Here is a 14942-nt window from a genome sequence, read left to right on the forward strand (position 1 = left end):
CCGCGCAGCCCGCTCCCCACCGCGTACCCCCGACCCGTACCGCGCGAGTCCCGCGCCCTCTCGGCGTCGTACCCGCTCCACGCCCTCCGCCCGGCCCGTACCGCGGCGTCGTCTCTTCCGGATTGGACCATGACGGACTCACCCAACGCCGCCCACCGTGACAAGGTCGCCATCATCGGCATCGGCTGCCGGCTCCCCGGACACGCGGGTGACCACCGGTCCTTCTGGCGGAATCTGATCGAGGGCCGGGACTGCATCGTCCCCACCCCGGCCGACCGGTACGACACCACGACGCTCGGCAGCCGCGACCGGGCCAAGCCGGGCCGGCTCACCGGCGGCCGGGGCGGCTACATCGACGGCTTCGACGAGTTCGACCCGCACTTCTTCGGGATCAGCCCGCGCGAGGCCGAGCACATGGACCCGCAGCAGCGCAAACTCCTGGAGGTGTCCTGGGAGGCGCTGGAGGACGGCGGCCAGCGGCCCGCCGAGCTCGCCGGGCGCGACGTCGGGGTGTTCGTCGGCGCCTTCACCCTGGACTACAAGATCCTGCAGTTCGCCGACCTCGGCTTCGAGACGCTGGCCGCGCACACCGCGACCGGCACGATGATGACGATGGTGTCGAACCGCATCTCGCACTGCCTCGACTTCCGCGGCCCCAGCGTCTCGATCGACACGGCGTGCAGCTCCTCCCTGGTCGCGGTCCACCTGGCCTGCCAGAGCCTGCTGCGCGGCGAGAGCGAACTGGCCCTGGCCGGCGGCACCCTGCTGCACCTCGCCCCGCAGTACACGATCGCCGAGACCAAGGGCGGCTTCCTCTCCCCCGACGGGCGCTCCCGCGCCTTCGACGCCTCCGCCGACGGCTACGTACGGGCCGAGGGCGTCGGCGTCGTGGCGCTCAAGCGCCTCTCGGACGCGCTGCGCGACGGCGACCCGATCCACGCCGTCGTCATCGGCAGCGGAGTGAACCAGGACGGGCGGACCAACGGCATCACCGTGCCCAGCGCCGACGCTCAGACCACGCTGATCGAGCGGGTGTGCGCCGAGGCGGGAGTCACGCCGGGCAGCCTTCAGTACGTCGAGGCGCACGGCACCTCCACCCCCGTGGGCGACCCGATCGAGGCCCGCGCGCTCGGCCGGGTGCTCGCGCAAGGCCGCGCGCCCGGCGCCCGCTGCTACGTCGGCTCGGTCAAGACCAACATCGGGCACACCGAGGCCGCGGCCGGGGTGGCGGGCCTGATCAAGACGGCGCTGGCGCTCCGGCACCGCCGCATCCCGCCGCACCTCAACCTCGAACAGCCCAACCCCGCCATCGACTTCGACGCGCTGCCCTTCGAGATCCCGACCCGACCGGTCGACTGGCCGGAGCACGAGGGACCCGCCCGCGCGGGCGTCAACTCCTTCGGCTTCGGCGGCACCAACGCCCACGTCCTCCTGGAGGAGGCCCCGGCCCGCCCGCCCCGGGAGCCGCGCGCGAGCGGCCCGGCGCCCGCCCGCTCGGTGCTCCCGCTGAGCGCCCGGCACGCCTCGGGACCGGCAGAACTGGCCGCCGGCATCCGGCGCGAGCTCGCCGCCGGAGTGCCGCTCGCCGACATCGGGCACACTCTCGCCCACCGCCGCCAGCACTTCGAGGAGCGGCTCGCGGTCGTCCACTCCCCGCTCGCCGCCCCCGGCTCCCCGGACTCGCTCGACGAGGTGCTGGCCGCCTGCGAGCGCGGGGAGCAGCACCCCCGGGCCGTCCGGGGCCGTCTGCGGGAGGCCGGGGCGCGGCGGCTCGTGTGGGTGTTCACCGGCATGGGGCCCCAGTGGTGGGGCATGGGGCGCGGGCTCCTGGAGGCCGAACCCGTCTTCCGGGACGTGGTCGAGCGCTGCGACCGCGAGGTGCGCCGCCAGGCGGGCTGGTCGCTGCTCGACGAGCTGACCCGGCCCGAGGCGGAGTCCCGGATGGCCGAGACCTGGCTCGCCCAGCCCGCCAACTTCGCCGTCCAGGCGGGGCTGGCCGCGCTCTGGGAGCACTACGGGGTGCGGCCGGACGCCGTCGTCGGCCACAGCACCGGCGAGATCGCGGCCTTCCACCAGGCCGGGGTGTACGGCCTGGAGGACGCCGTCCGGGTGGCGCTGGGGCGCAGCCGTCTCCAGCACCGGCTGGCCGGGACGGGGGTGATGCTGGCGGCGAACCTGCCCGAGGAGGAGGCCGAGCGGCTGGTCCGCCCGTACCAAGACCGGGTGTCGGTCGCCGCTGTGAACAGCCCGGCGTCGGTGACGCTCTCCGGCGACGAGGAGACCCTGCGCGAGCTGGCCGGGCGGCTGGGGCGGGAGCAGGTCTTCACCCGGTTCCTCGACGTCCAAGTGCCTTACCACAGCGTGCGGATGGACCCGATCCGGGAGGAGCTGCACGAGGCGCTGGCCGGGATCGAGCCGCGTACGGCCGGGCTCCCGCTGTATCTGACGGCCCGGGACGGCCGGGCGCGGGGGCCGGAGCTGGACGCCGCGTACTGGTGGGAGAACGTGCGGCGGCCCGTCCGCTTCCGTGCGGCCGTGGACCGGCTCGTGGACGACGGGTACGGCCTGTTCCTGGAGATCGGCCCGCACCCGGTGCTCGGCCACTCGATCCGGGAGTGCCTGGAGGGCCGGGCCGTGGAGGGGCTGACCCTGCCGTCGATCCGGCGCCGGGAGGACGAGCCCGAGCGCTTCGCCCGCTCGCTCGCCGAGCTGTACGCGCTGGGTGTCGACGTCGACTGGTCGGTGCTCCAGCCCGAGGGGCGGCCGGTGCCGCTGCCGGGCTATCCGTGGCAGCGCGACCGGTACTGGGTGGAGCCCGCGCCGGTCGAGCAGATCCGGCTCGGCCGGCTCGACCACCCGCTGCTCGGCCGCCGTACGTCCGCGCTCCAGCCGACGTGGGAGAGCCGGCTGGACACCGAGCGGCTGCCGTATCTGGCCGACCACCGGATCGAGGGCAGCACGGTCTTCCCGGCCGCCGGGTATCTGGAGATGGCCGCGCAGGCCGTCCGGGCGATGACCGGCGGGGACACCGCGACGCTGGCCGACGTCGAGTTCTCGCGCGCCCTGTTCCTGCCGGACGGCGAGGCGGCGACCGTGCAGCTGTCCTTCGCGCCGGAGGAGGCCGGTTTCACGATCGCCTCGCTCGCCGGTGCCGGGACGGGGGCGGCGGACCGTACGGTGCACGCGAGCGGGGTCGTCCGCACCGGGCAGCCGCTCCGGATCGCGGGCCCGCTGGACGCCGAGGCCGTACGGGGCCGGACGGGGCGGCGGCTCGGCAGGGAGGAGTGCTACGGCGAACTGGGGGCGCTCGGCTACCACTACGGTCCGGCGTTCCAGGCCATCGACGAGGTGTGGGCCGCGCCCGGCGAGGCGCTGGCGCTGATCCGGCCCACCCCGGGGATGGCTGCCGGGGCGGCGGAGAGCCATGTGCATCCCGTGCTCCTGGACGCCTGCTTCCAGACCATGCTGACCGCGCTGGCGCCGGACGCCGAGGGCGGCCGGTCCGCCGGGATCCGGCTGCCCGTCGGGATCGCGGAGCTGCGCCTGGACGCGGTCGGCGACCGGGCGCTGTGGGCGCACGCCACCGTGACCGCGCAGAACGACGAGGAACTGGTCGGGGACCTCGCCCTGTACGCCGAGGACGGGACGCCGCTGGGCCGGATCCGCGGCTTCCGCGCGGCGGCGGTGGACCGGGTGGCCGCCGCGGTGAAGCTGGGCACCATCGACGGCTGGCTGGCCGAGGTCGTCTGGGAGGAGGCACCCGCCGAGACGCCGGAGGCCGGTGGCGAAGGGACCGGGGACGCGCCCGATCTGGTGGTGTTCGCCGACGCGGGCGGGCTCGGCGCGCGGCTGGCCGAGGCCGTCGAGGCGCGCGGCGGGCGGTGCCGGCTGGTCCGGCCGGGCGGCCGCTACCGGAGCGGGACGCGGCACGTGACCGTGCGGCCCGATTCGGCGGACGATCTGCGCCGGCTGTTCGAGGAGCTCAAGCCCGGGTTCGGGACCGTGGTCCATCTGTGGAACCTCGATCTGCCGCCGCTGGACGCGGTGGGCGCCGAGGACCTCGCCGGGATCGGCACGGTCGGCGGCTACTCGCTCGTCCCGCTCGCGCAGGTGCTGCCCGGGGCGCGCCCCGAGGGGCGTCTGCACATCGTGACCCGGGGCGCCCAGGCGGTGGTGCCGGGCGAGCCGGTGGAGCCGTTCGGCGCGCCCGCCTGGGGCATCGGCCGGGTGCTGTGGCAGCAGGAGCTCACGGGTCATAGTGGCAAGCTGATCGACCTCGGCCCGGTCGCGGACGACGGCGAGGCCGAGGCGCTGCTGCGCGAGGTCACGGCCGACGACGGCGAGGGCGAGGTCGCGCTGCGGTCCGGCCGGCGGCACATCAGCCGGCTGCGCCCGCCGGCGGGCCTGACCCGTCCGCTGCCGCTGCGGCTGCGCGCGGACGGCGCCTATCTGGTGACGGGCGCGTTCGGGGCGCTCGGGCGGCTGCTCTGCCGCACGCTGGTACGGCGCGGGGCACGGCGGCTGGTACTGCTCGGGCGCACCGGGGTGCCGGAGCGGGGCGCGTGGCGCGGGCTCGATCCGGACGGCCCCGAGGGGCGGCGGGTCGCGTTCCTGCGCGAGCTCGAAGCGCTGGGCGCGGAGGTGCTGGTCGCGGCGGTCGACGTGACCGACGCGGCGGCGATGGAGGGCTGGCTGGCCGGGCGGCGGGCCGCCGGGCTGCCGCCGGTGCGGGGCGTGTTCCACCTCGCGGGGCAGGTGCGGGACGTGCTGCTGCCGTCGCTGGACCGCGCGGCCTTCGACGCGGGCTACGGGCCGAAGGTGTACGGCGGGTATCTGCTGCACCGGCTGCTGCGCGAGGAGCCGGTCGAGCACTTCGTGCTGTTCGCCTCGGTCGCCTCGCTGCTGACGACGGCCGGGCAGGTGAACTACGCGGCGGGGAACGCGTTCCTGGACGGGCTCGCCCACCACCGCCGGGCGCGCGGCCTGCCCGCGCTGAGCCTGGACTGGGGGCCGTGGGCCACCGGCATGATCGAGGAGCTCGGGCTCGTCGCCCACTACCGGGACGCGCGCGGGATGAGCTCGCTGGCGCCGGAGGCGGGCATGGCGGTCCTGGAGCGGGTCATCGGGCAGGACCGGGCCCAGTTGCTGGTGGCCACGGTGGTGGACTGGCCGGTGTTCCTGTCCTGGTACCCCACGCCGCCGCCGCTGGTGTCGGCGCTGGCCGCCGCGGCGGCCCGGGAGGTCCCGGCGGGGCAGGGCGGCAGTCTGCTCGACGCGTTCCGGGGCGCAGACGAGGCGGCCCGTACGGCGCTGGTGGCCGAGCGGTTCGCCGCGCTGGCGGCGGGTGTGCTGCGGGTGCGGCCGGAGCTGGTCGACGCGGACAGCCGGCTCGGCGCGCTCGGTCTGGACTCGCTGCTCGCGATGGAGCTGCGGGCCCGCACCCACACCGAGCTGGGGGTCTCGCTGCCGGTGGTGGCGCTGCTCAGCAACGGGCCGGTGAGCGAGCTGACGGAGCGGCTGTACGCGGGGCTGACCGAGCTCGCGGCGGCGGGCGGTCCGGCGGCGGAGACGGCGGTGGAGCTGTTCACCGACGAGGCGTGCCACCCGCTCACCCACAACCAGCAGGCCCTGTGGTTCCTGCGGCAGCTCAACCCGGACGGCTTCGCGTACAACATCGGCGGCGCGGTGGAGGTGCGCGCCGAACTCGATCCGGAGCTGCTGTTCGAGGCGTTCCGGACGCTGATCGCCCGGCATCCGAGCCTGCGGGCGAACATCACCACCGAGGACGGGCGGCCGGTGCAGCGGGTGCGGCCCGAGGCCGTCGCCGACACCGGGGTGTTCGACGTGGCGGGGCTGGAGTGGGAGGAGGTCCGCGCGCGGCTGGTGGAGGAGTACCGCAGGCCGTACGACCTGGAGCGGGATCCGCTGGTGCGGCTGCGGCTGTTCCGGCGGGCGCCGGACCGCTGGGTGCTGATGAAGGCCGTCCACCACATCGTCTCGGACGCGATCTCCACGTTCACCTTCATCGAGGAGCTGTTCGAGGTCTACCACGGGCTGCGCACCGGCCGGCCGGTGGAGCTGGCCCCGGTCCCGGCCCGCTACCTGGACTTCCTCAACCGGCAGAACCGCTTCCTGGCCGGGCCTGAGGCACGGCGGATGCTGGAGTACTGGCGGGAGCACCTGCCTCGGGAGGTCCCGGCGCTCGAACTGCCCACCGACCGGCCGCGCCCGCCGGTGCAGACCGACAACGGCGCCTCCGAGTTCTTCCAGCTCGACGACGAGCTGAGCGCCCGGGTGCAGACGCTGGCTCGGGAGCACAACGTCACCGTGTTCACGGTGCTGCTGACCGCGTACTACCTGCTCCTGCACCGCTGGTCGGGGCAGGACGAGATCGTGGTCGGCAGCCCCGTCACCGGGCGCACCGAGGAGGACTTCGCGTCCGTCTACGGCTACTTCGTCAATCCGCTGCCGCTCCATGTGAGCCTGGCCGGGGAGCCGTCGGTGGCCGAGCTGCTGGGCCGGGTGCGGGACACCGTGCTCGGCGGCCTGGACAACCAGGAGTACCCGTTCGTGCTGCTCGTGGAGCAGCTGGGGCTCCAGCACGACCCGAGCCGGTCGGCGGTCTTCCAGGCGATGTTCATCCTGCTCACCCACAAGGTGGCCGTGGAGCGCTTCGGGTACGCGCTGGAGTACATCGAACTCCCGGAGGAGGAGGGACAGTTCGACGTCACACTGTCGGCCTACGAGGACCGGAACGACGGGCGCTTCCACTGTGTGCTCAAGTACAACACCGACCTGTTCGACGCGGCGACGGTGCGGCGGATGGCCGCGCACTACCGGACCCTCCTCGACGGGCTGACCCGCGCGGCGGGCGAGCGCCCGGCGGCGCGGCTGCCGATGCTCGGGGACGGGGAGCGGGAGCGGATCCTGACCGGGTTCGGCGGCGGTGACCGGCGGATCGACCACGACGTGCCGGTGCACGAGCTGATCGGCAAGATCGCCGCGCAGTTCCCGGAGGCGGTCGCGGTGTCCGTGCCCGGCGGGCGGCGGCTCGGCTACCGGGAGCTGGACCAGCGCTCCCGGCGCGTGGCGGCCTCGCTGCGCGAGCTCGGCGTCGGCGCCGGGGCGGTGGTGGCGGTGCGGCTGCCGAAGTCGGCGGAGCTGGTGATCGCGCTGCTCGCGGTGCTCCGGGCCGGGGGCGCGTATCTGCCGCTGGATCCGGACCACCCGGCCGAGCGGCTGGCCGAGCTGATGGAGAACGCCGGGGCCGTGCTGGTGCTGACGGACGGGCAGCCGGGCGAGGCGGCCCGGCTGCCGGGGCGGCCGGTCACCCTGGACGAGCTGGACCGGCCCGGGGCGGAGGAGCGGCCGGAGCCGGCCGTGGGCCTCGACCAGACCGCGTACGTGATCCACACCTCGGGTTCCACCGGGCGCCCCAAGGCGGTGCGGGTCAGCCACCGCAACCTGGCCTCGGTGTTCGTGGCCTGGCAGCAGGAGTACCGGCTGGACACCGACGCCCGGGTGCACCTGCAGATGGCGGGTGTCTCCTTCGACGTGTTCACCGGGGACCTGGTCCGGGCGCTGTGCTCGGGCGGGACGCTGGTCCTCGTCGACCGGGACCTCCTCTTCGACACGGCGCGGCTGTACCGGACCATGCGCGCGGAGGGCGTCGACTGCGGCGAGTTCGTGCCGTCGGTGGCGCGCGGGCTGCTGGCGCACTGCGAGCGGGAGGGGCTGGGCCTGGAGTTCATGCGGCTGGTGGTCGTCGGCTCGGACGCCTGGCGGGCGGGCGAGCACCGGCGGCTCGTGGCGCTGTGCGGGCCGGGGACGCGGGTGGTCAACTCGTACGGGCTGACCGAGGCCACCATCGACAGCGCCTACTACGAGGGTTCCGCCGAGGGGCTGGAGCCGGGGCGGATGGTGCCGGTCGGCCGGCCGCTGCCCAACAGCGAGCTGTACGTCCTCGACCGGCACGGCGAGCCGGTGCCGCCGGGGGTGGCCGGTGAGCTGTGGATCGGCGGCGCCGGGGTGGCCGAGGGCTATCTGGGCGATCCGGAGCGGACGGCCGAGCGGTTCGTGACCCTCGCGCCGGGCGGCGAGCCCGTACGGCTGTACCGGACGGGGGACCTCGGGCACTGGGACGCGGACGGGGTACTGCACCTCCTCGGGCGGGCCGACGGGCAGGTGAAGGTGCGCGGCCACCGGGTGGAGACCGGGGAGATCGAGGCGCGGCTGTCCGCGCGGCCCGAGCTGGCGCAGGTGTGCGTGACGGTGCGGCGGGACGAGACGGGCGAGAACGTGCTGTGCGCCTACTGCGTGCCCGCTCCGGGCGCGGTGCCGGATGTCCGGGAGCTGCGTCGGCACCTCGCGGAGCAGGTGCCGACGTATCTGATCCCGGCGCACTTCACGGCGCTGCCGGAGCTGCCGCTGACGGCGAACGGCAAGGTCGATCTCGCCGCGCTGCCGGAGCCGCGCGCGGAGGCGGGGCCGGAGCGGCACGAGCCGCCGGTGACGCTGTACGAGACGCGGATGGCCGCGCACTGGCGGTCGCTGCTGGGGCTGGAGTCGCCCGGGCTGCGGGACGACTTCTTCGAGGCGGGCGGCAGCTCGATCAAGCTGATCGAGCTGATCCACCACCTGCGGACCGAGTTCAACGCGTCCGTGCCGGTCGGGCGGCTGTTCCAGACGAGCACCCTGCACGGCATGGCCAGAACCCTGGAGGACGTGGTCACGGGGCGGCTGCCCGGCGCCGAGCCGTACCTGTGGTTCAACCCGGGCGCGGACCCGGCGGCGACGGTGTTCTGCCTGCCGCCGGCGGGCGGTCACGGGCTGGTGTACCGGCAGCTCGCGGCGCTGCTGCCCGAGCACCGGTTCGCGGCCTTCAACTACCTGTCCGGGCCGGACAAGGCGGCCCGGTACGCGGATCTGGCGGAGGAGCTGCACCCGGGCGGGCCGTACACGCTGTTCGGCTACTCCCTCGGCGGCAACCTGGCCTTCGAGATCGCCGGGGAGCTGGAGCGGCGGGGCCGCGCGGTGGACCTGGTGCTGATCATGGACTCGTACCGGATCGCCGAGGCCGTGGACCTCGGCGAGGAGCACCTGGCGGAGTTCGAGCTGGAGCTGGCGGAGCACCTGCGGCGGCACACCGGCTCCGAGATCGTGGCCCGGGAGACCGTGGAGCAGGCCCGGGAGTATCTGGCGTACTGCGGCGCGCACCCCTCGCTCGGGGTGCTGCGGGCGCCGATCGCGGTGATCTCCGACCAGGACAAGCCGGGCCGCTTCGCGGCGGGCGAGCCCGGCGGCTGGCACGAGGCCACCGCCTCCGGGTGCGCGGTGCGCGAGGGGCACGGGCGGCACGCGGAGATGCTGGACGGCGCGTTCCTGGACGGGAACGCGGAGCTGGTGCGGGCACTCCTCGCGGGAGGCGGCACGGATGGCGGTGCGTGACGGCGGGCCCCGCTGGGAGGCGCGGCCTCCCGGCGGGCGGCCCCGGGTGATCATCATCGGCGCGGGCATGTCGGGCCTCGCGGCCGGCTGCTACGCGCAGATGAGCGGGCTGGAGAGCCGGATCTTCGAGAAGCACGTGCTGCCGGGCGGCTGCTGCACCGCCTGGGCCCGGCAGGGCTACCTCTTCGACTACTGCATCGACTGGCTGATCGGGACGGCCCCCGGGACCGGGGCGAACGACGTGTGGCGCGAGCTCGGGGCGCTGGACGGCAAGCGGATCACCCTGTTCGACCAGTTCAACCGGGTGGTGGCCGAGGACGGCCGGTCGGTCACCTTCTACAACGACCCGGACCGGCTGCGGGAGCACCTGCTGGAGCTGGCGCCCGGCGACGCGCGCCTGATCCGGGCGTTCTGCCGGGACCTCAAGCGCTTCGCCGATCTCGAACTGCGGTGGGAGCTGAAGCCGCCGCCGCTGAAGTCGCTGTCGGAGAAGGCGCGGACGGTGCTCGGGATCCTGCCCGCGTTCCGGCTGTACTGGCGCACCGCGGCGACGCCGATGCGCCGGTTCGCGGACCGCTTCGAGGACCCGCTGCTGCGCCAGGCGTTCCCGAACGTGTTCCTCCAGGAGCTGACCGGCTTCCCGCTGCTCCCGTTCCTCTTCACGATGTCCTGCGCGCACAACGGCAACGCGGGCTTCCCGGAGGGCGGTTCGCTGGGCCTGGCCCGGTCGGTCGAGGAGCGGTACACGGGGCTCGGCGGGCACATCGGCTACCGCGCCCGGGTGGAGCGGATCCTCGTCGAGGACGGGCGGGCGGTGGGCGTACGGCTGAAGGACGGGCAGGAGCACTTCGCCGACCACGTGATCGCCGCCTGCGACGGGCCGACGGTCCTGGACCGGCTGCTGGAGGGGCGGTGGACCAGCCCGCGCACCGAGCGCCTGTACAAGGAGCTGCTGGACCGCCCGGACAACCTGTACCCGGCGGTGGTCTCGGCCTTCGTCGGCCTGGACGGCCCGCTGCCCGAGGGCGAGCCGCACAGCACCACGTACCTCCTGGGGCCGGAGCGGGGCGCGGCGCTGCCGGGCAGCCTCCAGCACAGCCTGGTGGTGCAGCGGCGGTCCGACTACGCGGACGGCTTCGCCCCGGCGGGGAAGTCGGTGCTGCACTGCACGTACTTCACCGACCACCGGTCCTGGCAGGAGCTGCGGAGGACGGACCGGAAGGCGTACCGGGAGCGCAAGGCGGCGGTCGCCGACTTCCTGCGCGCGTTCCTCGCCGAGCGCCATCCGGGCATCGAGGAGCGGATCGAGCTGGTGAACGTGGCGACACCGGCGACGACGGAGCGGTACACCGGCAACACCTACGGCTCCATCCTGGCCTGGAAGGCGTTCTCCGAGGCCGACGACGTGTCGACCGCGCTGGTCGACCGGGACCGGATGCGGCTGCCGGGGCTGAGCGGCTTCTCGATGGCCGGGCAGTGGACCGGCATGGGCGGCCTGATCAGGGCCGCGACCAGCGGCCGGTACGCGGTCCAGTTCCTCTGCGACGAGCTGGGCCTGGAGTTCCGGGCCTGGCCGAGCGAGGCTGCCGGGCCCTGGCACCCCGGCAAGCTGGGCCGGCTGCCGCAACTCGAACAGCGGGGCGACGCCCGGAAGGCGGCGGTGGCCGAATGACCAGAAAGACCATGCTGATCGTCGGCGGAGGGCTCGGCGGGCTCTCCACCGGCTGCTACGCGCAGATGAACGGCTACCGCAGCCGGGTGCTGGAGATGCACGAGATCCCGGGCGGTTCCTGCACCGCCTGGGACCGGGGCGACTTCACCCTCGACTGCTGCGTGAGCTGGCTGCTGGGCAGCGGGCCGGGCAACGAGATGCACCAGATCTGGCTGGAGCTGGGCGCCCTCCAGGGCAAGCGGATGCGCAACTTCGACGTGTTCAACACGGTGCGCGGCCGGGACGGGCGGGCGGTGCACTTCTACTCCGACCCGGACCGCCTCGAAGCGCACCTGCTCGCCCTCTCCCCCGGCGACGCGCGGGTGATCCGCGACTTCTGCGCCGGGCTGCGCACCTTCCGCAAGGCGCTGGCCCGCTACCCGTTCCTCACCCCGGTCGGGCTCATGGGCCGCCGGGAGCGCTGGCGGATGCTGGCGTCCTTCGTCCCGTACTTCAACGTGATCCGGCGCTCCATCGGGACGCTGATGCGGGACTACTCGCAGCGCTTCCGGGACCCTCTGCTGCGCGAGGCGTTCAACTTCATCCTGTACGAGAAGCATCCCAACTTCCCCGTGCTGCCGTTCTACTTCCAGCTCGCCGCGCACGCCGACGCCTCGGCGGGGGTGCCCGAGGGCGGCTCGCTGGGCCTGGCCCGCTCGGTCGAGGAGCGCTACCGGGGGCTCGGCGGCGAGGTCACGTACAACGCCAAGGTCGTGGAGATCCTGGTGGAGAACGACCGGGCGGCCGGGGTCCGGCTCAGCGACGGGACCGAGCTGCGGTCCGACATCGTGGTGTCCGCCTGCGACGGGCGCACCACGCTCCTCGAACTGCTGAAGGGCCGCTACCTCACCGACACGTACCGGGAGCTGTACACCCGGACCATCGCGGAACCCGGCATGGTCTTCCCCGGCTACCTCACGGTCTTCCTGGGGCTGCGTCGGCCCTTCCCGGACGGCGAGCCCTGCACCACGTACCTCCTGGAGGACGAGGTCGCGGAGCGGCTCACCGGGATCCGGCACCCCAGCGTCAACGTGCAGTTCCGCAGCCGCCACTACCCCGAGCTGTCGCCCGCCGGCACCTCCGTCGTGTACGCCACGTACTTCTGCGACATCGCGCCCTGGCGGGAGCTGAGCACCGGCCCCGAGCAGTCCACCCGGCCGCGCCGCGGCGAGGAGCTCCACACGCTGCCGGTCGGGCGCGGGCGGGAGTACCAGCGGGCCAAGCGGCGCGTGCGGGACACGCTCGTCGACTTCCTCGACGAGCGGCACCCCGGGCTGCGGGACGCGATCGTGGTGCGGGACGTGTCGACCCCGCTCACCCAGGTCCGCTACACCGGCAACTACGACGGCACGGTCCTCGGCTGGCAGCCGTTCGTGGCCGGCGGCGAGACCGTCGAGCAGGAGGTCAAGCGGCACGGGCCGGGGCTGCCGGGGCTCGCCGACTTCTACCTGTCCGGCGTGTGGGCCACCACCGGCGGCCTGATCCGGGCCGCGGCCTCGGGACGGCACGTCATGCACTTCGTCTGCCGCGACGACGGGCGGCCGTTCACGGCGTCCGTCGACCCCGGCGCCCCTCTCCCCGTCCAGATCATCGAACCCGCAGGAGCAACCCCGTGAAGACCGAGAAGTGGATCGTCAGCGAGCACAACGACGGCGTGCCGGACGTGGACCGGATGTACGTGAAGGTGGTGGAGGAGCTCGACACCGAGCTGGCCGAGGACGAGATGCTGCTGCGCACGCGGTACGTCTCTGTCGACCCGTACCTCCAGGGCATCGCCCTGGACACCCCGGTGGGCGACCACATGGGCGCCGACTCGATCATGGAGGTGCTGGCGGCCGGGCCGCGGGCGATGTTCGGGGTCGGCGACCTCGTGCAGGGCTTCGGCGGCTGGCGCACCCATCTGGTCAGCAACGGCGCCGAGGCGCTGTGGCAGACCGGCACGTTCCCGATGGTCTTCCCGGCGTTCCGGAAGCTGGACCCGGCCCACTATGACGAGGCGCTGCCGCTGAGCACGGCCCTCGGCATCCTCGGCGGCGCCGGGATGACCGCGTGGGGCACCCTCAACACCTTCCTGACCGTGCGGCCCGGCGACACGGTGCTGATCAGCGGCGCGTCCGGCGCGATCGGGACCCTGGTCGGGCAGCTCGCGAAGCGGGCGGGCGCGCGGGTGGTCGGCACGACCGGCTCGCCCGAGAAGGCGGCGCGGCTGACCGCGCTCGGCTTCGACGACGTCGTGGTCTTCCGGCACGGCGGGGACCCGGCGCGGCTCCGCGAGGACCTGGCGAAGGCCGCCCCGAACGGCGTCGACCGCTACTTCGACAACCTCGGCGGGGTCATGACCGACACCGTCTTCTCCATGCTGGCCGTGGACAGCCAGGTCGCCGTGTGCTGGCAGTGGTCCAGCCAGGTCGGCGGCGAGTGGAGCGGGCCTCGGCTGCTGCCGTACATCATGTTCCCCCGTACGACGATCCGCGGGATCTTCGCGCTGGAGTGGTTCACCGACGACAACTGGGCGGCGCTGCACGCCGAGCTCGGTCCGCTGGTCCGCGCGGGCGAGATCCGCTACCAGCAGACCGTGCACCGCGGCTTCGACTCCATCCCCGCCGCCTACCGCAGCCTGTACACCGACCGCGCGGCGTCCTTCGGCAAGGTGCTGGTCGAGCTGTGAGGCGCGGCCACACCCGGGCGCTCACGGAGGGCCCGAGCCCGGCCGACGCGCACGGGCCGGTGCTGCCGTATCCCGACGGCTGGTTCTCGATGGCGTTCTCCTCGGAGGTGGTGCCGGGGGCGCTGCTGACCCGGCCGCTCCAGGGCGAGGACGTGGTCCTCTACCGGCTCCGGAACGGCGAGGTGCGGGCGGTCCGTCCGTACTGCCCGCACCTGGGCGCGCATCTGGGGCTCGGCGCTTTGGAGAGCGACGAGCTGCTGTGCCCCTTCCACCGCTTCGCCTTCGGCCCGGACGGCGCCTGTACGCGGACGGGGTACGGCACTCCCCCGCCGCCGTCCTCGGACCTGACCCTGCTGCCGGTGCGCGAGGTCGACGGCGCCGTGTTCGTGTGGCGGCACCACGACGGGCGGGCGCCGGACTGGGAGCTGACGCCCTGGCACACGCTCGGGACGCGGGCGCCCCGGCTGGCCGCGTGGGAGATGGCGGGGCACAGCCAGGATGTGGTCGAGAACACCGTGGACATCGGGCACTTCACGCCGCTGCACGGCTGGGGCGAGTCCGAGGTCGCCGAGCCCGCGGTCTTCGACGGGCGGTCGTTCCGGATCTCGGTGCGCTCCGAGGAGCGGGTGCCGCTGCTGGGCGCGAGTCCGCTGGAGGTGACGCTGGAGGGCAACGGCATCAGCCGGGTGCACGTGTGCACCGCCCTCCCCCGGTTCGGGGTGCGCACCTGCGCTGTGTACACGACCACGATGATCGCGCCCGCGGCCTTCCAGCTCCGGCAGACCAGCCGCTTCGAGGTGGCCGAGCCGGCCGCCCTCCCGGCGCCACTGGCCCGCCTGGTGAGCGGCGCGGCGCACCGGCTGCTTGCGGGGGTGATGTTCCGGGGCAACTGCGCGTTCGTGTCCCAGGACTTCCCGGTCTGGGCGACGAAGCGGTACGTGTCGCCTCCCCGGCTGGCCCGCGGCGACGGCCCGATCGGCCCGTTCCGCCACTGGGCCCGGCAGTTCTACCCTGCGGACCGGCTGCGGGCGCAGGTGCCGTCGGCGGTGGGGCGGGGGGCTGCGGGGGCGGTGGACGCGGAGGTGGAGAGCGGGGTGACGTAGCCTGGGCGGTCCT

The 14942-nt window shown here is 74.2% G+C and carries 5 protein-coding genes; all 5 read left to right on the forward strand.

The window, feature by feature from the left end; all coding sequences use genetic code 11:
• Positions 1-129: 129 nt before the first annotated feature.
• The 5 genes from AB0C99_RS32010 to AB0C99_RS32030 are packed head-to-tail and all read left to right on the forward strand — an operon-like array spanning position 130 to position 14929.
• Positions 130-9447: an amino acid adenylation domain-containing protein gene (locus AB0C99_RS32010; RefSeq protein ID WP_362482673.1), complete on the forward strand. Its 9318-nt coding sequence runs from the start codon at positions 130-132 to the stop codon at positions 9445-9447.
• Complete coding sequence (locus AB0C99_RS32015; protein WP_362482675.1) at positions 9434-11119, forward strand: NAD(P)/FAD-dependent oxidoreductase; 1686 nt, start codon at positions 9434-9436, stop codon at positions 11117-11119. Before AB0C99_RS32010 ends, AB0C99_RS32015 begins: the two co-directional genes overlap by 14 nt.
• A gap of 11 nt (positions 11120-11130) precedes the next feature.
• The gene (locus AB0C99_RS32020; RefSeq protein ID WP_362482735.1) at positions 11131-12774 is read left to right on the forward strand and encodes an NAD(P)/FAD-dependent oxidoreductase; all 1644 of its coding nucleotides are present in this window, start codon (positions 11131-11133) and stop codon (positions 12772-12774) included.
• The gene (locus AB0C99_RS32025; protein ID WP_362482678.1) at positions 12771-13826 is read left to right on the forward strand and encodes an NADP-dependent oxidoreductase; all 1056 of its coding nucleotides are present in this window, start codon (positions 12771-12773) and stop codon (positions 13824-13826) included. The genes AB0C99_RS32020 and AB0C99_RS32025 overlap by 4 nt, the downstream gene beginning before the upstream one ends.
• On the forward strand, positions 13823-14929 hold the full coding sequence (locus tag AB0C99_RS32030; protein ID WP_362482681.1) for a Rieske 2Fe-2S domain-containing protein: 1107 nt from the start codon (positions 13823-13825) through the stop codon (positions 14927-14929). Before AB0C99_RS32025 ends, AB0C99_RS32030 begins: the two co-directional genes overlap by 4 nt.
• Positions 14930-14942 lie beyond the last annotated feature (13 nt).

Source organism: Streptomyces sp. NPDC048659, assembly GCF_040650575.1.
Classification (GTDB): domain Bacteria; phylum Actinomycetota; class Actinomycetes; order Streptomycetales; family Streptomycetaceae; genus Streptomyces.

Bases quoted from the DNA above. Each gene is read 5' to 3' on its own strand.
- AB0C99_RS32010 (WP_362482673.1), top strand. From the start codon at position 130: ATGACGGACTCACCCAACGCCGCCCACCGTGACAAGGTCGCCATCATC.
- AB0C99_RS32015 (WP_362482675.1), top strand. From the start codon at position 9,434: ATGGCGGTGCGTGACGGCGGGCCCCGCTGGGAGGCGCGGCCTCCCGGC.
- AB0C99_RS32020 (WP_362482735.1), top strand. From the start codon at position 11,131: ATGCTGATCGTCGGCGGAGGGCTCGGCGGGCTCTCCACCGGCTGCTAC.